Here is a 26,181-nt window from a genome sequence, read left to right as displayed (position 1 = left end):
CGGTTTTCTTCAGAAGGAGTTGGGATGCAGTCCAGGCGCGACCAGGTCCAGGCGCACCTGTTCGTCATGGGGCGCCTCGGCGCCGGCATGCTGCGGGCCGAGCCCGATGCGCCGGACACGCCGACCGGCCGTACCAACCGGGGGATCCGGACGGGTCTGTACGTCGCCATCGCCATCGCCGTGGTCGTGGGCCTGTACGGGCTGATCTCGCCCGGTGGCTCGACCGGCTGGCGCAAGCCGGGGACCCTGGTCGTGGTCAAGAAGACGGGGGCCCGGTACCTGTTCCTCGGCGGTGAGCTGCACCCGGTGCTCAACCAGTCGAGTGCGCGGCTCCTGGCCGGCGAGAAGATGCAGGTCGCCGAGGTGAGCGAGAAGTCGCTGAAGGGCGCTCCGCGCGGCGCTCCGGTCGGCATCGTGGGCGCCCCGGACGGCCTGCCGGCCGCCGGCGAGCTGTCGGCGGAGGGCTGGCTCGCCTGCGGTCTGCCGCAGCCCGCGTCCGGGCCCCCCGCGCCCCAGATCGCGCTCGCCGTCGCGATGGCCGCCCAGGGCACCCCGTTGACGGACGGCCAGGGAGTCCTGGTCGCCACACCCGACGGCGAGCAGTACCTGTTGTGGCAGGGGCAGCGGCTCCGGCTGGACACCCGCAACAAGGCGCTCTCCGCCCTCGGGTACGGCGCCGCCACGCCGTTCACCGTCGCCGCGGCCTTCCTCAACACCCTGCCGTCCGGGCCCGATCTGGCGGCCGTCGACGTACCCGGGCGCGGCGGCACCGGCCCCGTCCTCGCGGGGCACCCGACGACGACCGGCCAGTTGTTCACCGGGCCCGGCGGCGAGTACTACGTCCTGGCGCAGGAGGGCCTCAGGGCCCTCACCCGGACGGAGTTCGAGCTGCTGCGCGGCGACCCGCGCACCCAGCGGGAGGCCTACGCGGGCGCTCCGGCGATCGCCACCCCCGTGGGAGCCGCCGACCTCGCCGCCCATCCGGTCGCCGCCGCGCCCAGGAGCGCCGCTTCGGGTACGGCCCTGCCGGCCGAACCTCCCCAGCTCCTCGCGCCGGCCCGGCACCAGAGCGTGTGCGCGGGGCTGCGGCCGGGCGCCGCCGGTCCGGCGACCCTGGTGACGCTGGCGGACACCGCGGCCGTGGCGGGAGCTCCGCCGGCGGTCCAGCCGGGGGTCGTCCCGACCTGCGCGGACGCCGACCGGATCATGGTCAGGCCCGGTGGCGGGGCGCTCGCGGTGGCCCTGTCCGGGGCCGGCACGGGCGGCACCGCCTACCTTGTGACGGACAGCGGGGTGAAGTACCCGCTGCCGTCCGCGGACGCCGCGAAGCGGCTCGGCTACGCCGCCGCGCGCACGGTGAGCGTGCCCGCGGGCCTGCTGAGGCTGCTCCCCACGGGTCCCAGCCTGGACCCGGAGGCACTGGCGGCCGGCGGCGTGGTGAGCGCGGCTCCGGGCCCGCCCTGCTCGGCAGGGGATCCCCGGTGAACCCTGCGCGGGCGCGGGGCCGTTACGTCTGTCAGAGGCTCCCGGTACACGCCGTCGACGCGCAGGCCGGGCAACCGGCACCGGGCGCGCCACCGACCGGATCCACCTCATCGGCCGCCCCGGCAACGACCCAGGAGAACACGTGACAGCCAGCCCCGAAGAGCAGTTGGTCACTTCGGACCAGGTCATCCTCAACACCATCCAGCACCTGGACGGCTACCTGGTGCAGATGATGAGGGCCCGCGCCAAGGTGGACGAGGTGATGGAGCGGGTCGGCTGGAACTACCAGGCCGAGTCGGCCAAGGCGTTCCTCCGCAAGGTCGAGGAGTGGATCATCGGCTACGACACGATCATGCAGAAGTACCAGACGCTCATCGACTCGACCCAGGGTGCGCAGAAGTTCCTCACCCAGGCCGAGGAGGAGGCGCAGGCCACGGGCGGCAACTGGGGCGGGCCGATCTACGACGCACTGAACGGCTGACGCCTCGCGGCTCCCGTTCCTCCGTCCGACATCGCGCAACTCTCCCCGGTTCCCAGAGAAAGGCCCCGTTCCCGTGGCAGACATCGACATCAATCACAACGCGCTCGCCGAGGCCAACGAGGACATGAAGGCGGCGGCCAAGCAGATGCACGCCAACCTGGAGATGCTCGTCACCGAGCTCTCCACGGTCAAGGACAGCTTCAAGGGCGCGGCCGCCGGCGCGTTCCAGGACTTCGTGACGACCGTGCACATGCTGGACACCGCGATGTCCCAGGAGTTCGACAGCGGCGCCGACAAGCTGGCGGACATGCACCTGACGATCAGGAACGCCGACAAGCGCAGCGCCGGCCTGTTCCCCGGCGGCCGCACCTGACCCGGCGGGCGACCGCAACGGCGGACGCCCGCCCCCACAGACCGGCATGACGAGGTCCCCCACCTCCGACCTGCCGACACGGACCCGGCCACGCTCCCCCAGCAGGCCGGGTCCGTGCTCTCCCCCCGCGCGCCTGAACCCACCTTCCAGGGCCGCCCGTTCCTCTGGGTGGCGGCGAGCGCACGACCGGACCCGCGAGCCGCAGCCGGCACCCGACGAAGGAGCACCCATGGCGAAGGAATCGAAGCCCGACGGCGACGAGGGATCGGGTGACGGCGGCGACTTCAAGATCACCGACAAGTACCTCCTGGACTTCGCCGAGAAGAAGATCGCCCCCTTGCTGCGCATGCTGGAGGGCGACCCCTCCCTCCTCCTCCTCAAGAACAACTGGCAGAACGGGTCGCTCATCGGGAACGACGGCAAGCTGCTGCCGGGCAACACCGAGCGCCTGCCGAGTGCCGCGCAGTTGCAGACGAACTTCCAGGCCTACGCCAAGCAGCTGGTGAGCGCCTTCGCCATCATCGCGGCCGCCGCCCACGGTTCGTACGTCACGTTGCACGACATCCGGCTGCTGCTGCAGAACGCGGACGACGAGGCCCTGAGCGCTGCCGAGATGTGGGAGGTGCTCACGGAGGTGCAACAGCACTCGAAGCCCCCGACGAGCGGCAACCCGCCCGCGGATTCCCAGAGCTGACGAGAAAGGCGCCCCCGCGATGCCGAACTGGGACGAAGTGATCCCCATTTTCCTGCCCAAGACCCAATCCCTGAAGAACCGCAACGACGTGGCGGGGCCGGGTTCGCCGAAGTGGATCGACAAGCACGTGAAGGTCTACCTCGCGACCCCGAACGAGGCGAACGCCAGGTCCAAGGCAGCCGACAACAACCCGCCCCTCGACGTCTTCACCTACGTCACGAAGGCGGGGATGAGTCAGGGCTATCTGATCGGGCTGCGGATGAACTGGGACATGTTCAACAACACCACGGCCGACTACAACACCTACCGCACCGGGGTCTACGCCCATCTGGAAGACCTGAACAAGACGCAGAAGAACGAGAGCGTCAACGCCGCGACCTTCGACGGCGCCGCCAGGGCGCTGCGGGGAGTCACGGACCTCCTGGTGAAGTCGCTCGACCCGAAGACCGGGCTCCTGGGCTGGATCGACGAGCTCGGCGACACCGGGGACAACTGGCGGGGCAGCGCGGCCGGTGAGTTCAAGAAGTACCTCTCCACCATCGCCCTGGCCCAGACCCATGTCCACACCGATCTCCTGCACCCGGACGACCTCGCTCAACAGCTCGGTTACACGGGGGCCATGCTGCGGCAGGCTTACGCCGAAATGCTCGAGGTGGAGGCCGCATGGTTCGCCACCCCTGACAGCGGCGCGTACCAAGTGCTGAAGAAGTCCCTCGACGAGCACATGGTCGGCTGTGAGATCTCCGCGAACGGCACCATCACCGTGGGCGGGAAGGAGGCGAAGGACGGGCAGCCCGCGGTGCCCGGGGAGAACATCGAGCTGCAGCCCTTCTGGGACAAGGTGGAGCGGACGGCCAAGGACTACTGGCTGGCGGGCCTGAGCGCCCAGGTGCTGACTCTGGCCGACCGGGGGGCAACCAGGTACTCGATGGACTCGCTCGCACACAGCCATCACGAAGTCCTCGACGCGCAGTACAGAAAGCTCGCCGGCGCCCTGGGACGCGGGGTCACCCAGCCCCACCTGGGGCTGCCCCAGGCACCCGGCGGCGCCGGCGGCGGCCCGGTGCCGGGGCCGGGGCCGGGGGGCGAGCTCGGCGACGGCGGAACCGGCGGCGGGGACGAGAAGGGCGGCGGCGACCAGAAGATCCCCCCGCCGCCCGGCGGCGATCTGAAGCTCGGCGGCGGCGGCGACTCGAAGGGCGGCGGTAAGGGCGGGGGCGACAAGAACGTCATCAAGCCCCCGGGCATTGTTCCCGGACCGCTCGTCCCGCACCCGATCACCGGCCCGCCCGGCAGCGGTACGTCGAACCTCCTCGACAAGGACGGCAAGCCGGTCCTCGACAAGGACCACCAGCCGATCACGGTGCCGGTCGGCTCCGTCATCGGCAAGGACGGCAAGATCCGGGATTCCAAGGGGAACCTCGTCCTCGGCAAGGACGGCAAGCCCCTCGTGGCGCCGCCCGGCGCGAAGCTCAAGGAGCAGCCGGTCACCAATCCGGGCAGCGGCCCGGACCTCTCGCTGCTCGACCGGATCAAGGTGCCCGAGGGCGCGAAGGTCAACCCCGACGGCGTACTGGTCGACGCCAAGGGCAAGCCGCTGCTCGACTCCAACGGCAACCCGTACGTCCTCCCGAAGGGCGCGAGCGTCAACGCCGACGGCATACTCGTCGACGCCAAGGGCCGCCCCATCGACCGGTCCTCACAGCTGCTCGCCGACACCGAGCACGCACTGCTCGATTCGCGCCGGGACTTGCGGCCGGTCACCAGCTCCCCGTCGCTGGGCTCCGGAGGGCCGGACGCGCGGAACCTCTCCGGAGGCGGACACCTTTCCGGCCCAGGAGCCTCCGCGGGCGGCACGGGCGGGAAGGGCTCCGGCTCCGCCGGGCCGCTGCTGGCCGCCCCCTCGATGGTCAGCGACCGGGCCCTGCAGGCGGCCAACGCCGCGGCGCCCCCCGGTACGGAGGCCGCCCGGGCCAAGGCCACCGCCGCCGAGGACGCCGCGCGGCAGTTGGCCGCCCAGCAGCAGACCCAGAGCGGGCCGATGATGCCGCCGATGGGCGGCGCCGGTATGGGCGCGGGCGCGGGTGCGGGCGGTGTCGGCGGCGGCCAGAAGGACCGCCAGCGGACCACCTGGCTCTCCGAGGACGAGGACACATGGGGCACCGACACCGGGACCGTCAGCGGAGTCATCGGCCGATGACCGTCCGGACGACACAGCGCACAGGGAAGAAGGACCAGTGAGCCTCGAAGCCGAGGGCCGGATCGAGCAGGTGATGGCCAGCCTGCGGGAGCAGACCGAGAAGATGACCGAGGCGCGGGCGGAGCTCGACCGGGCGACCGCGAGCGCGACCTCGAAGGACCGCATGGTCACCGTGACCGTGGGTCCGCAGGGCCAGGTCATCTCCATGAACTTCCGCACCACCGCGTACCAGGAGATGGCCCCCGCCGAGCTGGCGGACGTACTCACCAACGTGCTGAACGACGCCCGCGGCCGCATGGGCGAGCAGGTGATCGAGCGGATCAAGTCGTTCGCGAACGTCGGCGAGCAGATTCGGATGGCGGCCGGGCTGACCGACCTGCCCACGGACATGGACGAACTGCTCAAGCCCCTGCGCTCCATGCGCCCGGGCTTCGAGGCGGAAGAGGCCGCGAAGCGCTCCACGAAGCAGGAGGAATTCAATGGCTAAGCCGAAGCTCAAGTCGCTGGCGGACCTCAAGGGCAAGTTCGCCCACTACGAGGACTACGAGGTGAAACTGCACGACCTGAGCCTGCGCATCGCCGAGATCAACCGGCTCAACAAGGACTCGGCGGGGCACGACGCGATCGGCAAGAAGTACCACGAGGTGGTGGACAAGCCGACCGAGAACCTGACGAGCACCGTCAAGTACATCGGGAAGTCCCTCGGCCGGGTCACCACCGCGGGCAAGGACTCGAAGGACATCACCGACAAGGCCGACGAGCAGGCCGGGGAGAACGCGGGCGGCTGGTAGCCCCGCGGGCGCCCGCCGCCGCTCCTTCCCGTCCGGGTCCCGCCCTTCGTTCCGCCCGACCCGCCGCCCCGTGCGGTGCCCCGTCCGTCGCCCTGCGTCTCCCGCCCGTCGCCCCGTCCGGCAAGAAGGTTGCCCGCACCATGTCGATCAAGCCCTCCGAGGACGTCGCCAAGTTCTTCTCGTTCCTCACCGGCATGCCCTGGCCGCAGGCCGACGAGGACTTGATGCGGAAGGTGTCGGACAACTACAAGGCCATGGCCTCGGACCTGGACACGCTGGCCGGGTACATCGCGGAGCTCGTTCCGATGATCAAGGAGGACTTCGAGGGCGAGGCCGCGGAGGCCTTCGTCGCCTCCATGCGGGACCTCATCGGCGGGGTGACCGGCTCCAACGTCATGCAGCAGACGAGCGAGCTGGCCCTCCAGCTCGGCGACGCCGCGCGCAACGTCGCCAACCAGGTCGAGTACACGAAGATCATGGCGATCCTCCAGGTCGTCGAGCTGATCGCGCAGATCCTGTTCGCCATGATCTTCGGGCCGGTCTCCTTCGGCGCGTCCGCCATCAACGCGGCCCTCCAGTTCGTGATCGTCCGCGAGGGCCTGCGCAACGTGCTGTCGTACCTGCTGCGGACGATCATCACGCAGACGTTCATCGGAATCACCGCCGGCATCTTCCAGGACATGGTGATCCAGCTCTACCAGCTCTCCTCCGGCCACACGGACAAGTGGGACACCGAACACACCCTGGAGGCCCTCAAGGGCGGCGCCCTCAACGGCCTGGTGGCCGGGCCGCTGGAGATCCTCGGGCACTACGGCGGCCAGTTGCTCGGCAAACTCCTCGGCAAGGACGCCGGCTCGATCATCTCGAAGAAGATCGACGACTCGATCAAGGGCAAGCTCGGCAAGGAACTGGCCGAGGCGGCAAAGGAGAACAGCCTCAAGACGACGGGCAAGGGCCTGGCGAAGGACGAGCTCAACACCGTCGTCAAGAAGGACGCCGTCCCCAAGCCGCCGACGAAGTCCGCGGTCAACGACCTGCCGAACGCGGTGCCTCCGCGCACCACAGGCGCGGGTACGGTGTCGAAGCCGGGCACGGCGGCCGGCACGACGGCCGGCGCGAACGCGGGCACCAAGACGGGCGGCAAGGCCGGAGCGAACGCGGGCGCCGGCGCGGGCGGCAAGGCCGGAGCGAACGCGGGCGCCGGCGCGGGCAGCAAGGCGGGTGCCAACGCGGGCAGCAGCGCGGGCGGCAAGGCCGGAGCGAACGCGGGCGCCGGCGCGGGCTCGAAGACGGGCTCGACCGCCGGTTCGGGAGCCGGGGCGGGCGCCACCAGCTCGGGAAGGGCGGTCACGGGCGGGGCCTCGGGCACGGCCAGGAACGTCGCGGGCGACGCCGGTGCCCACAATGCCGCCAACGACGCGAAGGCAGCGGCCGGGGTCAAGAACAGCGGCACGAGGACGGCGTCCGAGGGTCTGGACGGCGTGCAGCCCACCGCCCCCGGCAAGAGCGCCACGGGCAAGGGGCTCGTACCGGACGAGGCCGGCGGCGGCGCGAGCAAGGGCGCCCGTACCGCTTCGGACGGCCTGGAGGCCCCCAACGCGAAGGTCGCGCAGACCCCCGGCGGGGCCGGAGCGGGTGTCAAGGACGTGGCGGGCAATGCCGCCTCGGACGCCGCAGCGGGCGTCGCCAAGGGCGAGAAGAAGGCCGTCGCCGGGGCCGCCGAGAGCGAGACGAAGGCCGCCGCAGGGGCAGCGGCGGCCAAGGGAGCCGCTGCGGACGGCAGCATCACCAAGCTGCTGACGACGGAATCGGCACGCAACGGTTTCGCCAAGGACGTCGGCAAGCTGCTGGGCGCGGCGAGCGGGCAGATCGAGCAGGGCTTCGTTCGGACGGGCAAGGGAAGCATCGCCCACAAGGTCTCCGACGAGATGGGCAAGATCTTCGAGAAGCACCTCGCGGCCGAGGGCAACGCGGCGGCGAAGGAGGCGATGCGCGCGGCCGGCAAGGATTTCGGCGAGACCTTCACCAAGAAGTGGGGGCGGCTCGCCGACGATCACACGGGGCTCGGCGAGGCCCTGGAGAAGTCCCTCGGCGACCTCGCCGGCAACAAGGGGCTGAAGAGCCTGGCCCACGACCTGCCGGACCTCTTCTCCCCGTCCAAGATCACCGGAAACGCCCTCACCCAGCCGTTCAAGCGGATGTTCCAGACGACTCCGCTGCACGGAAACCCCATGTACCAGCTGGGTCTGGCCGTCTCGCACAACCTCAAGGACGGCGTCCAGAACAATCTCAGCGAGGGCTTCTACAACCTCATCTTCAGCGAGGAGCACGAGTTCACGACCACTTGGTCGACCTTCGTCTCCGGCATGGCCATGGGCGCCCTCGGCAAGGCGCTGCACAAGCTCTTCGAACCGGCCATGAACCGCTACGCGGAGTGGTTCGCCAGCCACCAGTTCAAGGCGAACCCGAACGACAGCAAGTACTTCGGCGCCCTGCACCCCCTGAACGTCGTCTCCTTCCTGGCCAACATGACGGGCCACCAGGCCCCCTATCCGGTGCCGCGGCCCACCTCGTTCGAGCACGACGTGACCTTCAAGCAGCAGACGAAGGACATGGTCGAGTGGGTCTTCTCCCACCCCTTCACCGGACGGTCCTTCTTCGACCGCCCGCTGCCCGTCGAGACGCCCGGGGACGGCGGGGACGCCACCCCGGACCCCGTCTCCGAGGCGGACAAGGTCGCGGACGTACTCCAGCCGAAGACGGAGAGCGGGGACGGACCGGGGACGGTCAAGGACCCCGAGAACGACGGCGAGGGCGACGGCGACAAGAGCGACGACGCGGGCAAGGGCGACACGGACGACGCGTCCGCGACGGGTAACGCCGCCGGCCGGACCGTGAGCGGAGAGGACTTCGGCCTGCCGACGCTCCCGCCGACGCAGCCCTTCCGCAGGGAGTTCGCCGATGACCGCCGGTTCGACATGGGCGAGGAGGACGGCAGCGCGTCCTGGCCGTCCACCGAGGGCGGCCCGGTGCCGGAGCGCCGCACCTCCACCGAGGGCGGCCCGGTGCCGGAGCGCCGCACCTCGACGGAGGACGAGGGCGAGGCCCCGCTCCCGAAGGACGACGACGCGCAGGAGCCGGGGATGCTGCCGGTCTCCGACGGCGCGGACGACGAGGACCACGCCCCCGCGCCGCCCCGCACGGACAAGCCGCTGCCCGACAGGCCGGTGACGGACAGGCCCGTGACGGACAAGCCGCTGCCGGAGAAGCCGCTGCCTCCCCTGCCCCGGCCCACCACCCGGACCGCCCGCCCGTTCGACAGCGACGCCGACCAGGGCGGCAGCCACATCGAGATGGGCCCGTACCAGCTCCAACACGCGCTGACCCCGCCCGGCACCGGCAACCTCCCGACTCCCCCCTCGACCCGCCTGCTCACCCGCCCGATCCGGGACGCGAGCGGCGAGGAGGTCGGCCTGTCGTTCCACCACGAGCCGGACTGGAACCTGCGCGAGCAGTCGCTGTCCCGGTTCGGCGGGGCGTCCGGCGTGTACCAGGTGCACGAGACGAACCCCGGCTACGACCAGACCGCGCCGTTCGACTGGAGCGGAACCACCGAGGCGGTGCTGGGCCGGCAGGCGGGGCGGCAGACCGGCGGCGACCTCGCCGCGCCCTGGCGAGGGGAGCCGCGGCCGTTCTTCCTCAACCTGCACAGCAGCGGCGCCGGCGTGAAGGTCCTCGCCCCCGGCGACCACGACTACCGGACCGTGACCCTGCGGGACTTCGGCACGCAGATCAAGGACCGTGTCGGCATGCTGCCGCCGGGCGCCCCGCTCGTGCTGACCGCCTGCCGGATCGGCCTGCACACCCCGGAGCTCCAGCAGTTCGCCGACATCACCGGCCGCAAGGTGTACGCCTCGACCGCGCAGACGTACTCGGCGCTGCGCCCCCGGCCCGGCACGGACGAGTCGGCCGTCGGCACCGACCGGTACGAGGGCGTCATCGCCATGGTGGGCGATCCCTCCGGCGACGGGACCGCATGGACCTCGGTCACCCCCCGCCCCCCGACCGAGGTGACCACCGCGCCCACCGCCCCGGCCGCCCCGCACCCCGGCCCCCTGGACCCCGCCGGCCCGCGCCGGTTCGTCCACGCGCTCACCGACCACGGCGCCGCCCAGCTCGGCATGGCGCTGCCCGACCGGCTGCCGGTGCGGGGACTGCACGAGCAGTTGCGCCGGCTCACGGCCGACGGGGCCGCCCTCGACGCGGGCCTGACCGGGCCGCTCCACCCGGACGCGCTGAAGTCCGTCCTGCCGTACCTGCTGCACAAGGACGGCTGGCCCGTGCCCGCCGAGCTGCTGGGCGGCCGCGCCGTCCGGCTGCGGCTCCAGCTGTCCGATCCGCAGGAGGCCCACCTGCTCGGCACGGAGCACGGGCCGCAGCCCGAAACCCGGCTGGAGCGCCGCGCGGGCGCCGGCAACGAATTCTCCGAGGGCCTGGGCGGCGGCAACCGGCGGCGGGTGACGGGTACGTACGGTGAGACCCTCGACATCCCGGCCGCGGGAATCCTGGCGAAGGCGCCGTGGAACGTCTCGGTCTCCCTGACGCACAACGAGCTGACGCACAACCAGAGCCTCGCCCAGGGACACCAGGCCGTCCAGGCCCTGCGCAGCAACGAATCGTCCACGCCCCACACGTACAGGGCGACCTGGATGATCGAGAGCGGCGAGGGCGACGGCGCAAGCGACGGGAGCGGCCCGGTCGTCGCCGGCGACCAGCGCCCGGTGACCGAGACCGAGCCGCTGACGGTGTACTTCCCGCAGCACCTGCTGACGCCGGTGGACGAGGTGCACGAGCCGGCCACGTCGGAACAGCTGCGTACGGCTCCCCTGTGGGGGGTCGCCGGGATCGGCGAGCCGGGCGGGCTCGCCCGGCTGGTGGAGCACGGCCGGTTCCGGCCGATCCTGGACAGCCTGTCGGCCGAGTCCCTCGCCGAAGTGCGCCACTGGACCTCGGAGGAGTCCCTGCGCGGCGGCCTGCCGATCGCCGCGTCCGGGGAGTTCTTCTCGTCCGTCCTGCACGACACGTCCGGCCGGGCACTCGGCTTCTTCGGCCTCAAGGCGGTGGTCGACCCGCACGGCGAGGTCACCGCGGTCACCAGCTCCATGAACCTGGAGTCGCACAACCTCCGTTTCAACCGGTACACCGGCAAGTCCACCCTGACCAGCTCCCTCGCGATCGAGGGCGGCGGCCAGGCCGGCCTCACCACCTCTCACGACGCCGGCCACCCCGGTGCCGGCACCGCCATCGGCGGCGCGGTCGGCGGCAAGGCGGGCGGCGGGTTCAAGGCGAGCGAGGACTTCTCGGCGGGCGGCGGAGCGCAGTTGGACCAGAGCCTGCGCAGCCCCGCACGCCACCTACTGGTCGGCGGCACGGCCCAGTACACGGTCACCTTCCACGAGGGCCTGGCGCCCGACCACGAGAAGAGGGTCGAGGGCGAGGCCACCCCGCTGTCGCTGTACGTCCCCTCCCGCAGCACCCTGGACCTGCAGCATGCGGGCACCAGGCGGCTGCCGCCGGAGCTGGACGGCCTGCGCTCGCTCGGCATCTCCGCCACCGCCACCCAGGTGAAGGGCGCGGAACGGCATTTCGCGGCGGCCATCACCGAGCTGACGGCCCAGCACTACCTGCCCGGTGCCGCGGTGGACGGGACGTCCGGCGGGCCGGGCGCCCCCGACCGCCGCACCCAGCTGATGAACCTGCACCGGCTCAAGGCGGCCTGGAGCGAGTTCGCGCTGCGGGGTGCCGCCGGGGAGATCGTCGACGGCGGTCACGTCGTCCGCCTCGACGACGCCCGCCCGGGCCGGATGGGGCAGATCCAGGTCCGCCTGACCGCCGAGCTGGTGACCGGTGAGACGCCCAGGCACATGGGGACCCTGGACAAGGACCGCATGGCCCTGTCGAACTCCGTCAGCCACAGCCTCCCCGCATCAGGCCAGCGCACCACCTCCCCCTCCGGCACGCTCGGCTTCACGGGGCAGCTGAACCTGCCGTTCGGCGGGTCGAACTGGCAGACCCAGGGCTCCGTCGACCCCGGGTACACCTACACCCGGGGCTCGGCGGAGGGCTGGTCCACCTCGGTCAGCCACGACCAGCAGATCCTCACCAAGGACGGCGTGGACTTCTTCGACGCGCACGTCGCCTACCGCCTGGACATGTCCGACGGCGGCTCCTGGCGCGCCGTCGGACCCTCCGGGGAAGCGAACCCGGGCACGCCGTCCGTGATCTCGCTGGCCGTGGCCCACGACCGTACGACGGCGGTCGCGGCCGCCGATCCCGGCGCGGAGCCCGCCGCGGCGCCCGGCACGGAGCCCGCCGCGGCGCCTGCCGCAGCCCCTGCGGCGCAGCCCGTGGCGGCGCCCGCCGCAGAGCCCGCCGCGGCGCAGGTCCTGCGGACGCCCGCCGCCATGGCCGCGCACATGGAGACGCTGGTGGACCCCGAAGGCGTCCTCCAGCCCGGTGTCATCACCCTCCCCGGCGACTCCGTGGTGGAACACGTCCGCGGTGCGCACCTCCTGCAGGACGTCGTACGGGAGATGCTGCGGGGCCGGCACCAGGAGTCCGGGCCCCAGCAGGACCCGGCCCCCGTCACGACACCCGCCGCGGCACACCCCGTCAACGACCTGGAGGCGCAGCGGCAGCAGCCGGCCGTACCGCCGCTGCGCCACCGCATCGGTCCCGCGCTGGCCGGGACGGTGGCGGGCGGCGCCCTCTCCACCTGGAACTGGCTGACCGGCAAACCGCTCGGCGACGTCCTCCCGCACGGCCACGTCCTTCTGGACAGCCAGCTGAACGCCACCGCGCTGCTGGCCCGGGGCCACCAGATCTTCGGTGGTACGTACGTGGTGGAGCACGCGACCGGATACGGCGCGGCGGCCGACCACCACCTGCTGCTGGAGGTCAAGGGCTACCTGCACGCCTCCAACGAACCGGGCTCCGAGTTCCCGATCTCCCGCCAGGGGGACGCCTTCGGGCTGTACACGGAGACCGGCGTCACGCACGCGGACAGCAGTACCTCGGGCGCCACCTCCACGCACGGCGGCCGGATCGGCGGCAGCCTGGCCTTCAAGGACACCGGCCCGCAGGCGTCCCCGAACGCGGGGACGCCCTCCGGCGGCTACCAGTACACGCGCGACACCGCCACCGCCTCCTCCCGGACCACGGCGCTGACCGCCGCCCAGGTACCGAACGACGCCGGCCAGCACCACCGCGTGCGGCTGAACGCCACCTACGAGATCACGCTCCGGCAGGGGTGGCGCAGCGGCACGGCCAACATGCTGGGTTTCGGGCAGGAGGCCCCGGTGCGCCGGGTCGTCACCGTTCCGGACTCGGTCGGCGTGCTCCTCACGCCGGAGCAGCTCCAGCGCCACCGGCGGCAGTTCGAGGCGGCCGGCCTGGAGGTCGACGCGCTGCCCCCGCAGGAGGAACAGACCAGCGGCCTGCGCCGGCTCCCCGACCGGTTCGCCGGGGCGGGGCACATCGGCCAGGGGTCGGTCGACGAGGTGACCCTGCGCCCGCACGAGGAGGGGATCGACGCCCCGGGCCTGCGGCGCGAGCCGTTGCGCGAGCGCCTCATCGAGCTGATCGACGGCATCGCCCCCGGCGTCCGCACCCCGGGGCACAGTTCGCACGTGGCCGGTGTGGAGACCGCCCTGGCCAACCTCGTCTCGCCCGCGGCCATCCGCTCACTCCCCACCCGGTCCCCGGGAGCGTTGACCCTGTCCTTCGAGCACCACGCGCTGGGCGGCGCCGACCGGGTCGAGATCTCCCTCCAGGCGAAGCTGGTCCCCGGGCAGGAGAGCGCACGCGGTAGCGAACTCCCCGGCACCTCGGGCGTCGAGAACCAGACCCACCTGACGCATACCGCCGTCGCCCCGAACGTCGGTACCACCGCGGCGCACACCTACTCCTTCTCCCCGCAGGTCACCTACCCGCATCCGCCGGCCGGCGCGATGAACGACCGCAGCGGCGCCACCGTGACGGGGAGCCACGCGGGGGCGCTCACCCAGCCCACGACCCGCTTCTCCGAGAGCCGCACCTGGGTGCGCACCGAGCACGTCACCCAGTTCGACGGCATCCACTACGAGTACACGGTGTCGGTGCGCCGGACGCCGCTCCACCTGAACCCCCTGCACGCGCCGGGCAACGTGGTCACCGCGCTGTCGGGCCGCCGGCGAGACGGCAGCTTCACCCTGGAGGGGCGGGGGGTCATGCGCTTCCCCGTCGTGGACACCCCCCTCGTCGAGGGGGGCCTGCCCGGCCCCCGGATCTGGCAGCCCGGGCAGCCCCTGCCCGCGCCGGTCGTCCCCGCGGCCCTCGCGGCGCCCGCGGAGCGGCCCGCCGGGCCGACGGCTTTCGTACCCGCACGCCACTTCTCGGTCCTGAGCTTCGACGCCCTACCGGCGTTGGCCTCGGCCCTGGCGGGGTCCCGGAACGGCTCCGGGAGCGGCCCGTCCTTCCTCCTGACCTCCGCGTCCCACCAGTTGAACCTCCTCGGCGACCTGGTGCGGGCCCGTGGGGGGCTGGCCCTCGACCCGTCCCTCGCCTCGGTGTTCACCGGCACCGTCGGCGCCTCGGGCGGAGCCCATGTCAGCGTCCGGCTCTCCCACCCGGCACACGCCGGCCAGACCGAGGGCAGCGCGAGCATCGCCGTGGACCGGGTCAGCAGGCAGGGTGCGACCGGCTCGACCTCCTCCGCCCCGCGCGCCCAGCTCGCCGCGGACTACGTCCAGCGGTTCGGCAGCTCCGGTCTGACCGTGCCGGGAGCCGGTCCCAACACCCGGCACAGCGCGACGAACGCCGCTTCCTCCTTGTCCATGGACATCGTCAAGAGCGGCAAGACCGCCGCCCCCGGCGACGACCGCCTGCCCCCGGCCGGCGCCCCCGTGCAGCACGTGGTCCGGCTCGACGCCGAGATCACCGTCACGAACCGGGACGGCACGGCGGGCGAACCCGTCCGCGGCCGGATCGAGCTGCTGGTGACCGAGGAGGACCTGCTCGGCCACGGAGTCTTCGACCGGTCCTCCCGCGGCCACCTCGACCTGCGCGACATCAGCCGCCCCGTCCCCCCGGCGACCGACGCCGTCCCCGTCGCCGAGCGGATCAGCAGGCTGACGGCAGCCCTGAGCGAGCCGGACGGGACACCCCGGCAGGTGTGGTTCGCCACCGACGACCACCGGGAGGGCGCCGACGCCCTGTACGTGGCCCACCGCACGGCCGCCGGGCTGGCCCGGCCCCTGGAACTCGTACTCCGCGGCGACCACGGCACGGAGTCCTACCGCTTCGACGCGGAGGGCAATCTGCAGACGGGGCAGGAGGAGCCTGCCCGCCGCCTCCGGGCACTGTTCGACGCCCACGGCACGGCCGCGGGGCCGGCGCTCGCGGACGCCGCCAGGACGCTCGCCGAGGCCAGGCGAGCGGCCGGCGAATTCTCGGTAAGGCCGCTGCCCGCCGAGCTGGTCGCGGAGGTCTTCGACTCGGGTCGTGCGGGCCAGATGAAGAAGGCGGCGCCGTGGGAGGTGCTCAAGACCACCGACACCCACCCGGTGATCCTCAACCAGCCCGGATACGCGACGGGCGACCAGTTCGCCATCGCGGCGACGCTGCTCCGCGTCGACAGGCTGCACGTCGCGATCTCCCAGGGCGCCATCGACCCGGTCACCGGAAGGCCGCGGAACAACGAGGACAAGGCGACCGGTATCCGTGACTTCTACAAGGCCGGCGGCATCGCCGCGGACCGGATCCACCTCGTCAAGGTGGACGACCTCAAGGAGGACAAGAAGCTCGTCGAGGCCAAGACGCACGGCCTGGTCCGGCTCTTGGCGGTGAAGGCCGCGTGGACGCCTCCGGAGGGGACCGCGAACGAACTCGGGGCCCACCGCGCCGCGCTGGCGAAGGTCTCGGAACTGTGGACCACTTCGGACCTGTGGACGCCTCCGGCGGGGACCACGCCCGAGGGTGTCGCGGCACCGCGCGCCACCGCCGATCCCCAGGACCTGACCCGCCTGCTGAAGGCGGCCGGCCTGCTGCCGGCCGGCGACCTCGCCGCTCTCCCTGCCGCTGAGCGGGCTCTGCACCAGAGGATGGCCGACCTGTGGGCGGGGCGGAACGACGGAGCCGCACCGCTGTCCCCCCTCGCCGACAACACACTGCTGGACACCGCGATGGGCATGCCGAAGGGCGAGTTGGGTAGGCGGAGCCTGGTTCTGAACAGCGGCACGAACTTCGTGGCCGCGACGCACAGCGCGGACATGCGCAGGGAGGTGCGACGGATGTGGGGGGTATCCCTGGAGGAATTCCCGGTGACGAAGCACGGACCCGTGAAGTCATGGCTGGAGGCCAACGGAGTTCCGGACGTCAAGGACAGGGAAGTCATCGTCCTGTGGTCCCGTTTCAGCGGTAAGACCGGCGGCGCACATCTGGAACACGACACGAGTTTCACGGGAGTCCGCCAGATCATCGGGACGGTTGCCGACGCGGCCGCGCTGTCGCCCGACGGCAGGCAGCCGGTCGTGCTGATCGTCGGGGATCCGTACGCGGACCCCGCACACCGAGGCAAGTACGAAACGATCGCCCGCGAATCGAGCGGACCGAACGTGTCCGTCCACGATCTGACCGCGTTCTGGAGCAATCAGAGCCAGCCCGTCCGCGCACATCTGGACGCATGGAACGGGGGCGATCGCATAGGCCAGTTCAAGCTGTACGAGTACCTCGACCGCGAGGCCGCATCGGCGCGGCACCTGGGTTTCCGCAGCGGCAACCTGGAAGCCATGGCGATGCTCGGCTACCAGCTCAGATACATGGAGGAGCCGAACAGCGTCGGCCACGAGCGCATGGTCGTCTGGAACTCGAAGGACGACGGCAAGGAGAACCAACTCGGCGGCATGGCCCTCGGGTACGAACTCCTGAACGTCAGCGCTCCTCCCACCCGCAGCGGAAAGTTCTTCGACGCGGGCGAGCTCGGCAAGATGAAGAACAGGACCCTGAAGGGGGACCTCGAGGCTCCGGACTTCATCTACGCGAACCGCAAGCGGGACGACGGGGGTTCACATCTGGACGCTGCGCAGAAGGCGGCGCTCAAGGGCGACATCACCAAGGGTTTCGACGGGGCCGACGTGACGAAGGTCGTCCAATTCCTCATGGACGGCGGCCCTCAGCCGGAGGGAGGAGGCTCCGCACGCCCCGTCCCGCCCAAGGCGCACGTCTACGACGGCGAGGAGCCCCCCTCCTCGCCTCCCACCCCGGCCCCCGAGCCTCCCGCCCGGCCGCCCGCCGGGCCGCCGGCGACGGAGCTGACGTACCGGACGGCCCAGCCCGCGTTCCACGTCGTCTCGGAGATCCTCAAGTCGGACATGAAGAAGCCCGGCGCGGCCGAAGGCCTCAAGAAGCGCCCGGATCTCCGTGTGACCGAATACGAGTCGCCCGAGGGCACCGTGCTCAAGGTGGAGTCCCTCGCCCACCGGAGCGACGTGCGCGTCGAGCGGCTGGACGGACGCGACTACGTCCGGCTCTTCCAAACGGTCTACGCGCCGGACGGCGTCGTGCACAAGGACATCCAGCAGACCGCCGACGGCGAGATCCGGATCCTCCCCGACACCAAGGACATGTGGGTCAACGCGGGCCGTCCGTGGCGGGCCCTGCACTACATGCGGACCTACCGAGACCAGGGACACGGGCGCATTCTGGACGGCAAGGAGGGGACGCACGGCAAGCCGATCGTGCGCTCCTTCCTCGTCCCCGTGGAGACGTACACCCGGCTGACCTCCGAAGCGATCGAAGAGGCCCAGGTCAGCGGGCTCGGCAACGGGCACGCGCTCAACACGGACCGGAACAAGGACTCCGACCAGTACCTGATCCGCGACTCCGGCGTGGAAGAGATCAGGAACGACGCGCTGCCCGGCTCCCTGCGCACCTACGTACTGGACCAGTACGAGGGCGAGTACCTGCCCGGGACCCATGACGGCGAGGTCCGCACGCTCAGCGACATGCTGGACGAGCTCTCCCTGCCGGAACTGCGCGACATCCCGGAGCTGGTGCGTCCGCTGCCGCCCGTATTGCCCCTCCCGGACCCCAGCGCGGTGCCCCGCGTCCCGAACGTCAGCCGGCCGAAGGTCGTCGAGCCCCCTTCGTTCCACCTGGTGCTGCCGCTGAGCGCCAACCGCGGGACGGCGTCCAAGCACGTACAGCGGTTGCAGCAGCTGCACGACCTGCTGGGACAGCCGGAGCTCCTGGCCGACGGCGACGGGGCCAAGGCACAGGCACAGTTCAGGAGACTCGCGGGCGGTCTGATCACGGACCGCTTCCCGAGCACGGATGCGGAGCGTCTCGCCCTGCGCACACGGGTCAACCGGGCCGCGAACTACTCGTACATGCCGACGGTGATCGAGACCGTCTACAAGGAGGCGGTCGCCGCCAAGTTCGGCAAGGTCGGGAAGGGCCACCCGGTCGGCGAGTGGGCGCAGGCGCAGGACTTCCCGGAGCGGACCCTCGCCTGGAAGGAGAAGGAAGTCCGTCCCGACCAGACCGACGAGACCCGGACCGCCGCCCCGGCCGACGGCAGCGCGGCCGGCGGGGGAACGGACGGTGCGGACGCCGGAACACCGGCCGACCTGCGCTCGTTCCCCAGTGCCACCGGCAGCGACTACCCGGCCGTACTGGCGAACGCGGTCCGCACGGCGAACGATCCCGCGCACGTCCCCCCCGCCGGCCTCCCGGGACGCGCATGGCACAGTGAGCTCGTCCAGACCGCCCGGGACACCGACTTCCCCCGCGCCTCCGGGACGGAGGCCGATGCCTTCCAGCAGTCGATCCAGGACGTGCTGGCCGGCGGCTCGTCCCAGGCCCACACCCCGCAGTTCCGGGCACGGCGCATCCTGGACGGTTTCGCGCAGGACCGCGCCGACGGGGAGGCCGTGGCACTGGCCAGCACCATCGCCGCACGGGATCACGACGTCACGATCGTCTACGTGGCGGCGGACGGCTCCCGGCGCACCTTCGGAACCGGACGGACCGAAGTGTTCCTGGTGGACGACGGGACGGAGTTCCTCTGGTCGGTCGTCCGGCCCGGACCGGTCGCCTGACGACTCCCCGGACCTGCCTCCCTCCCCTCCCATCACCCCCTTCACAGTTCGAGGACACCATGAGCGAGAACCCCGGCCAGACCCCCGGCCCCACCTCCGGCGACACCGCGGCGGCCGCGCTGCCGCCCGTGCCCGAGGACATCCGCGAGGCCGCCCGCCGGGCGCCGGAGCACTGGCTGGCTGTCATCGACCCCGCGTGGGACGGCGAGGAGGCCCCGCCGGTCTGGGCGGTACGGGGTCAGTGGCGTTCCGACGAGGCCGGGGAGGTCGTGGAGTGGCAGGAGAACCCCGAGTACCGTCCCTCCCCCGAAAGCCTCGGCTGGCCCGAGCCCACCGACGCGCTCGACGCGGCGGTGCAGCTCTCCGCCACCGGATACGGACCCGCGGGGGCGGTGTCCGCCGCCCTGGCCCAGGCCTCCCTCGCCGTGCACACGACCACCGACGGCCTCCCGGTGACGGCCGCGGCCCCGGACGGCACCGCGGTCGTCGCCGTCTACTCCTCCGCCTCGTACCTGCAGGTCGCCGGGCGTTTCGCCTACCAGGTGCTGCCGTTGCCCGAGCTGGCCGCACTGCTCCCGGCCGGCCACGAGCTGTACGTCAACCCGACGGCCGGCGTCGCCATGCGCATCGAGGAGTCCGTACTGCGCGCGGCCCTGGACATCCTGCGGCGGGAACCGGAGCAGGGCCCCGAGGAACTGCCGCAGGAGCCCGCGGACAGGACGGCGCGGGAGACGGCGGCGACGGAGGGGGAAACGGGCGCGCAGCCCGCAGGCGCGTCCGCCGCCACCCCGCCGGAGCCCCTCGCGCCCCTCCCGCGTGTTCGCGTCACCAGTGACGGCCCTCCCGGTGGCGTACGCCCGTGAACCCTCGGGGGGTGCCCATCCGTCGAGCCGTGTAGGGGTCTGACGGCGCGCGGAGGGGATGAGCGGTGGAGCAGAGCGAACGGCGCAACGGCGAGGGCGAAGCGGCGGCGGCAGCGGCGTCGGGGGGGATCCGGCTTCCGGCTGTCGCCTGGGCCGAGGAGGAGCCGGACGCTCCCGCCGGCACCCCGGCCGCACCGGACACCGAGGCCGGGCCAGAGGCCGCATCCGAGCCCCCGGCCATCCCCCGCGTTCCCGTGCTGCCCGGCTCCGCGGCACCCGCACCGGACGGGGCGGGCGCCCCGGAGACGGGCGTGGACCCGGAGGGGGAAGCCGGGGCGGACCCCGAGGCCGCGAGCGAGGCACCCGAGGCCGCGAGCCCCGTCCTCGGGGAATTCGTCGCCGCCGCCGCGACGCCCGAAAGCACGGCGGCGGGCGACTCGACCGGGCAGGGCGTCGGCCGGATCCCCAAGCCGGTGGTCGCGGCGGCCCTCGTCGGCGGCCTGGTCCTGATCGGACTGCCCCTGGTGCTGTCCCAGTTGGGCGGCGGCGGACCCGCGCCCGGCCCCGACACGCGGCCTCCGGCCGGGATGAACCGCCCGGGGGGCGGCCCCGACGGCTTCGTACCCGGCTTCGACGACCGCGGCGACCCGGTGCCGTCCACGAACCTTCAGGCGGGCGCTCCCCCGACCGGCGAGAACGACAAGAGCTCCGCGGGTGGACCCCAGGGCGGCTACACCACGACGGACAACGGGGCCGGCGCGGGTCAGGGCGGGTCTTCCGCCCAGAGCGGCCCGGGTGCTCACGGCGGCACCGGCTCGAACGGTCCCGGCGGAAGTGGCGGCGGCGGTACGGGCGCCGGCGGCACGGGGGCGAACGGGGACGGCGGCTCCGACGGGCCCTCCGCGCCCGATCCCGCACCGCCCGCCGCCGCCAAGACGTACCAGGCCGTCGCGGGCTCCGGCTGCTCGGGCAGCGGCACCGGATACAGCCAGCACGGCTGGTACACCGACGGGCAGGCCGGCTGGAAGACCTACGGCTCGGGCGGCTGGAGCGGCGACGGCTGCAACGGCGCCTTCACCGCGATCCCGATGTCGGGTGCGGCGGGCAAGGACAACGGCAACTACGCGCTGTGGACCTTCCGCACGGGCTCGGTGTCCACCGGCCGCTGCAAGGTGTCCGTGTACATCCCGAACAACAAGGACATCAAGGCCGTCGGCGGCAGCCCGGCCTACTACACGGTGCAGAACTCGCTCTCCGCGGGCAGCGGGACGATCGGTTCCTTCGTGATCAACCAGCGTTCCCAACTCGGCAGTTGGGTCGACGCCGGCACGTTCGACGTGCGCAACGGCCAGCTCGCGGTGAAGCTGCACGACCGGGGTCTGGACTGGGTCGGCGGCACGAAGACGTACGCCCACGACGCGGCCTCCGCCGTACGCGTCTCCTGTACCGCCTGACCCCCCTTCCCCTCCCCGCCGTTCCCCCTCCGCCTTCCCCGGCCCTCCCCCACCGAAGGGACATCCCGTCATGTCGCGCCCTGTGCTGACCGTGTGCGCGCAGTCACGAAGTGGCTCGTACCGCACGATCGGCGAAGCCCTCCACGTGGCGCGCAGCGGCGCGGTGATCTCCGTACGCCCAGGTCTCTACGAGGAGAACCTGGTGATCGACAAGATGGTGACCATCACCGCGGAGGACGCCAGGGGCAGTGTCAAGGTCGCTCCCCGCACCGGCGTGGTCGTCCAGGTCGTCGCCGAGGCCGTGCAGTTGACCGGACTGGTGCTGCAGGGTCACGACGACGAGCTGCCCGCCGTCGACGTACCCCGCGGCCAGGCGGCACTTCAGGACTGCGAGGTCGTGGGCAGCTCTTGGACGGCCCTGCTCACCCGCCAGCAGGGCACTCTCGCCATGCGCGGCTGCCGGGTGGTCAACCCGGCGGGCGCCGGGATCGTGGAGACGTCCACCGGAGCCAGTGTCATCGAGGACTGCGTCATCGAGCACCTCGGCACCTCGGCGGTGGTGATCGGGGAGCGCGCCAATCCGACCATTCGCAACTGCGTGCTCCGCGACGCGCGCGGCAACGGCGTGTGCGCCAACGGGGAGGGGCGGGGCTCCGTCGAGGACTGCGAGATCTCCTCGACGGACAAGCCCGCCGTGGCACTCGAGGAGAACAGCGCGACCCGCGTCCTGCGCACGACGGTCCGGGACTGCGTGCTGGGCGTGTACATCAGCTCGGCCTCGCGGGTCCTGCTGGAGGACTGCACGGTCACGAACACCGCCGGGCACGGAATCGCGCTCGCGGGCGGCACCGATCCGGTGCTGCGGCGCTGCCGTACGTCCCGGACGAAGGGGGACGGCATCCACGTCACGGGCCGCTCGCGGGGCGCCTTCGAGGAGTGCGAGGTCAGCAGTGCGCAAGGCGCCGGGATACGGGTCGACGAGTCGTCGAGCCCCTCGTTCGGCCGGGTCGCGGTACGCGACTGCGGGGCCGCCGGCCTGTGGCTGAGCGGGGACAGCGCGCCCGACTTCGACCGGCTGGAGGTCCGCGACGGGGTCGGCGCGGGGGTCCTGGTGACCGACGGCGCCAATCCGATGCTGCGCCGTCTGAAGGTCCTGGACGTCCGCGGCCACGGCGTGGAGGTGACGCGCAACGGACGGGGCCGGGTGGAGGGCTCCGAGATCGGGTCCACCGGACAGTCCGGGATAAGGATCTCCGAGGGCGGCCACGCCTACGTCGGCGACACCTCGGTGCGGGACACGGGCGCGGCCGGGGTGTCGGTGGGCGGCGGGGGCGTCGCCTCGCTCCGCGACTGCGATCTGGCCGAGTCGGTGGAGGACGGAGCCGTGGTGGAGGACGGCGGCGAGCTGACCGCCACGCGCACCCGGGCCCGCGCCAACCGCCGCCACGGCATCACCGTGGCCGCCGGCGGCCGCGCCACGCTCACCGCGTGCGAGGCGGCCGAGAACTCCCACGACGGCATCCGGGTCGACTCGGTGGAGGCCGTACGGGTGCACGACTGCGCCGTGGTCGACAACCGGGGATCGGGACTGCGCCAGACCAAGCCGGGCACGCGCCTCGCGGTGGAGAACCTGACCAGCAGGGGCAACGCCATGCCGGACGCGCACGGCTCGGCGACCGCCCCGGCGGCCGGCGGGCCCGCCGAGGAGGGGGCGTGCCGGCCGGCCGGAGCGGGGGAAGCGGCGCAGCCGGTCGCCCCCGACGGCCCGCGGGCGGTCCTCGATGCCCTCGTGGGGCTGGCCGGCGTCAAGGAGCAGGTGGAGACACTGGTCAACCTGAACAAGCTGGCCAAGCGGCGGGAGCTGGCCGGGATGCCCGCGCTCCCCATGAGCAGGCACCTGATCTTCGCGGGGCCCCCCGGCACCGGCAAGACGACCGTGGCCCGGCTGTACGGGACGATCCTGGCGGAGCTGGGGGCGCTGCGCAGCGGCCACCTGGTGGAGGTGGCCCGCGCGGACCTGGTCGCGTCCATCATCGGCGGTACGGCGATCAAGACCACCGAGGTGTTCAAGGGGGCCTTGGGCGGGGTGCTGTTCCTGGACGAGGCGTACACCCTGTCGCAGGGCGGCGGCGGTACGGGTCCCGACTTCGGCCGGGAGGCCGTCGACACGCTGGTGAAGCTGATGGAGGACCACCGCGACGACATCGTGGTGATCGTCGCCGGGTACTCGGAGGAGATGCGCGGGTTCCTGGACTCCAACCCGGGCCTCGCCTCGCGCTTCAGCCGTACGGTCGACTTCGAGAACTACTCGGACGCGGAGCTGACCACGATCGTGGAACTGTCGGCCCACGGCCACGGCTACGAGCTGGCCGAGGGCACCCACGATGCCCTGACCCGGCACTTCGAGTCGATGGCCAAGGGCGCGGACTTCGGCAACGGCCGGGCCGCCCGCAAGGTGTTCGAGGAGATGGTCGACCGGCAGGCCTCCCGGCTGGCCGGGCTCGCGGAGTTCGCCAACGCGGACCTCGCGCTGCTGCTGCCCGCGGACGTGGCGCCGCCGGCCCCCGACGCGGCCGCCGACGGCGCGCCCCGCGCCGAACTCCTCGAACAGCTCCGGGCGATGACCGGGCTGTCGGCCGCGAAGGAACAGGTCCAGGACCTGGTCAATCTGATCAAGCAGGTCAACCGGCGGCGGGAGGCGGGGCTGGCGACGGCGACCATCAGCCACCACCTGGTCTTCGCGGGGGCACCCGGCACCGGCAAGACCACGGTGGCACGGTTGTACGGAAGGCTCCTCGCGGAGTTGGGTGTCCTGCCCGGCGGCCAGCTGGTGGAGGTGGCACGGGCCGATCTGGTGGGCCGGTTCGTGGGCCACACGGCGCAGCTCACGAAGGAGGCCTTCGACCGGGCCCGGGGCGGTGTCCTGTTCATCGACGAGGCGTACACGCTGACGCCGCGCGGCGGCAGCGGCAACGACTTCGGCCAGGAGGCCGTGGACACGCTGATGAAGCTGATGGAGGACCACCGCGACGAGGTCGCGGTGATCGTCGCCGGCTACTCCGACGAGATGGAGGGCTTCCTGGCGTCCAACCCGGGTCTCGCCTCCCGGTTCTCCCGGCAGATCCTGTTCGAGCACTACTCGGACGGCGAGCTGGTGGACATCGTGACGCAGCAGGCGCAGGCCTCGGGCTACGTACTGGCGCCGGAAACCACCGCCGCGCTTCACGAGCTGTTCGCCGCGGCGCCGCGCGACCGCACCTTCGGCAACGGCAGGTTCGCCCGGCAGACCCTGGAGTCGATGATCACCCGGCAGGCGGGCCGGCTGAGCCGGCTGGAGGTCGACGACCTGTCGGAGATCAGCCTCCTGCTGCCCTCGGACCTGCCCGCTGCCGCGCGGACGGGGAGCGCCGCGTGAGGGCGGGTGCGGTACGCCGCGCCGTCACCGCCACGACCCTGGCCGGGGTGTTCGCGGCGTGCGGCGCGTCCGGGGTGTTCGGGCTGTTGCCGGGGGCCGCGTCCGCGCGGGCGGACGCGGTACGGGCGCTCGCGGACGGGGAGCCCGACTCGCTGCCGGGCATGACGCAGACCCTGCCCGACGTCCGGCAGAGCGGCTGCCGCAAGGGGTCGGACCGGGTCAGCGGCCGGGTGCCGTGGGCGCAGGCGTACCTGCGCCCCGACGCGGTGTGGCCGCTGACCGAGGGGGAGGGCGTCCTGGTCGCCGTCGTGGGCTCGGGCGTGGACGACACGGCCGGGGTCCTCGGAGGGCGGGTGCTGGCCGGGCCCAGGTTCCACGACGCCGGACCGGGAGCGGACTGCGTGGGACACGGCACCTTCGTCGCCGGGCTGATCGCGGCGAAGCGGGGGCCGGGCACCGGGTTCGCCGGGATGGCGCCCCGGGCGCGGATCCTCACCGTCACCGTCACCGACGCGGCCGGCAACACCGATGCCGAACTGCTGGCCAAGGGCATCCGGGCGGCGGCCGACGGGGGCGCCCGCGTCATCGACGTGGCCGCCGTGAGCCCCGTCGGCGGCGACTCCCTCGCGGAGGCCGTCAAGTACGCCACCGCCAAGGGCGCGCTGATCGTCGCCCCGGCCGCCGCCGACGCGCCGGGGAACAGGGCGCCCGTATATCCGGCCGCTTACCCCGAGGTGCTCGCGGTGGCCGACAGCGGGCCCGGCGGGGAACCGGCCAGGCCGGCCCCCACGGGCCGGGTGGACCTGGTGGCCCCCGGGGACTCGGTGCTGAGCACGGGCCCTTCGGGCAGCGGGCACTTCACCGCGTCGGGACCGAGTTTCGCGGCGGCCGAGGTCGCCGGGGCCGCGGCGCTGGTCCTCGGCTACCGGCCGGGCCTGAGCGTCGGCCAGCTCGTCCACCGGCTGAAGTCCACGGCCTACCACCCCGGTACGGCCCTGCCCGACGCACACCTGGGCTACGGCTCCCTCGACCCGGTCGCCGCCACGACCACCGTCCTGCCGGAGGAGGGGAAGCCCGTCGAACGGGCCCCGTCCCGGCAGCGGCTGGTCATGCCCGAGGAGCCCGGCGACGGCGGTGCGCGGGCGGCGTACGTCGTCATGGGCGCGGCCTTCGCCACCGCGCTCGCGGCGGTCGGCCTCGCCTGCGTGGTCCCCCGGGGCCTGCGCCGCGGCTGGCGGCCGGGCCGCTACGGGGCGGGCGATGCGGGAGTTCGCCGGGACCGCTAACGC

General features: G+C 72.6%; 12 protein-coding genes. All 12 read left to right on the top strand.

Annotated elements, in window-relative coordinates; all coding sequences use genetic code 11:
- The first annotated feature begins 24 nt into the window (after positions 1-24).
- The 12 genes from eccB (at position 25) to ACFWBY_RS29875 (ending at position 26,178) form a co-directional block, all read left to right on the top strand.
- Positions 25-1,485 (top strand): type VII secretion protein EccB, encoded by a 1,461-nt coding sequence (eccB, locus tag ACFWBY_RS29930; RefSeq protein ID WP_385336139.1) that lies wholly within the window; start codon positions 25-27, stop codon positions 1,483-1,485.
- 142 nt (positions 1,486-1,627) lie between these two features.
- Entirely contained in the window at positions 1,628-1,966 is a 339-nt protein-coding gene (locus ACFWBY_RS29925; RefSeq protein WP_385336141.1) for a hypothetical protein, read from the top strand.
- 73 nt (positions 1,967-2,039) lie between these two features.
- Complete coding sequence (locus ACFWBY_RS29920; RefSeq protein ID WP_385336143.1) at positions 2,040-2,339, top strand: WXG100 family type VII secretion target; 300 nt, start codon at positions 2,040-2,042, stop codon at positions 2,337-2,339.
- A 229-nt stretch (positions 2,340-2,568) separates the two neighbouring features.
- On the top strand, positions 2,569-3,033 hold the full coding sequence (locus ACFWBY_RS29915; protein WP_385336144.1) for a hypothetical protein: 465 nt from the start codon (positions 2,569-2,571) through the stop codon (positions 3,031-3,033).
- 19 nt (positions 3,034-3,052) lie between these two features.
- Positions 3,053-5,233, top strand: coding sequence for a hypothetical protein (locus ACFWBY_RS29910; protein WP_385336146.1), 2,181 nt, complete (start codon positions 3,053-3,055; stop codon positions 5,231-5,233).
- Positions 5,234-5,270: 37 nt separating this feature from the next.
- Positions 5,271-5,720 (top strand): YbaB/EbfC family nucleoid-associated protein, encoded by a 450-nt coding sequence (locus tag ACFWBY_RS29905; RefSeq protein ID WP_385336147.1) that lies wholly within the window; start codon positions 5,271-5,273, stop codon positions 5,718-5,720.
- Positions 5,713-6,024, top strand: a complete 312-nt coding sequence (locus ACFWBY_RS29900; RefSeq protein WP_385336149.1) for a hypothetical protein — start codon at positions 5,713-5,715, stop codon at positions 6,022-6,024. The genes ACFWBY_RS29905 and ACFWBY_RS29900 overlap by 8 nt, the downstream gene beginning before the upstream one ends.
- Positions 6,025-6,164: 140 nt before the next feature.
- Positions 6,165-19,160, top strand: coding sequence for a hypothetical protein (locus tag ACFWBY_RS29895; RefSeq protein ID WP_385336151.1), 12,996 nt, complete (start codon positions 6,165-6,167; stop codon positions 19,158-19,160).
- Between the two features lie 59 nt (positions 19,161-19,219).
- Complete coding sequence (locus ACFWBY_RS29890) at positions 19,220-20,023, top strand: type VII secretion system-associated protein (protein ID WP_385336153.1); 804 nt, start codon at positions 19,220-19,222, stop codon at positions 20,021-20,023.
- Positions 20,024-20,088: 65 nt separating this feature from the next.
- Positions 20,089-21,477, top strand: a complete 1,389-nt coding sequence (locus tag ACFWBY_RS29885; RefSeq protein WP_385336155.1) for a hypothetical protein — start codon at positions 20,089-20,091, stop codon at positions 21,475-21,477.
- 70 nt (positions 21,478-21,547) lie between these two features.
- Positions 21,548-24,892 (top strand): right-handed parallel beta-helix repeat-containing protein, encoded by a 3,345-nt coding sequence (locus ACFWBY_RS29880; RefSeq protein ID WP_385336157.1) that lies wholly within the window; start codon positions 21,548-21,550, stop codon positions 24,890-24,892.
- On the top strand, positions 24,889-26,178 hold the full coding sequence (locus ACFWBY_RS29875; RefSeq protein ID WP_385336159.1) for a S8 family serine peptidase: 1,290 nt from the start codon (positions 24,889-24,891) through the stop codon (positions 26,176-26,178). The genes ACFWBY_RS29880 and ACFWBY_RS29875 overlap by 4 nt, the downstream gene beginning before the upstream one ends.
- Positions 26,179-26,181: the final 3 nt, after the last annotated feature.

Origin of the sequence: Streptomyces sp. NPDC060049, assembly GCF_042736715.1 — a bacterium.
Lineage (GTDB): Bacteria > Actinomycetota > Actinomycetes > Streptomycetales > Streptomycetaceae > Streptomyces.
This window is presented reverse-complemented; position numbering and strand designations above follow the sequence as displayed.

Bases quoted from the DNA above. Each gene is read 5' to 3' on its own strand.
- ACFWBY_RS29910 (WP_385336146.1), top strand. From the start codon at position 3,053: ATGCCGAACTGGGACGAAGTGATCCCCATTTTCCTGCCCAAGACCCAA.
- eccB (WP_385336139.1), top strand. From the start codon at position 25: ATGCAGTCCAGGCGCGACCAGGTCCAGGCGCACCTGTTCGTCATGGGG.
- ACFWBY_RS29915 (WP_385336144.1), top strand. From the start codon at position 2,569: ATGGCGAAGGAATCGAAGCCCGACGGCGACGAGGGATCGGGTGACGGC.
- ACFWBY_RS29895 (WP_385336151.1), top strand. From the start codon at position 6,165: ATGTCGATCAAGCCCTCCGAGGACGTCGCCAAGTTCTTCTCGTTCCTC.
- ACFWBY_RS29900 (WP_385336149.1), top strand. From the start codon at position 5,713: ATGGCTAAGCCGAAGCTCAAGTCGCTGGCGGACCTCAAGGGCAAGTTC.
- ACFWBY_RS29880 (WP_385336157.1), top strand. From the start codon at position 21,548: ATGTCGCGCCCTGTGCTGACCGTGTGCGCGCAGTCACGAAGTGGCTCG.
- ACFWBY_RS29890 (WP_385336153.1), top strand. From the start codon at position 19,220: ATGAGCGAGAACCCCGGCCAGACCCCCGGCCCCACCTCCGGCGACACC.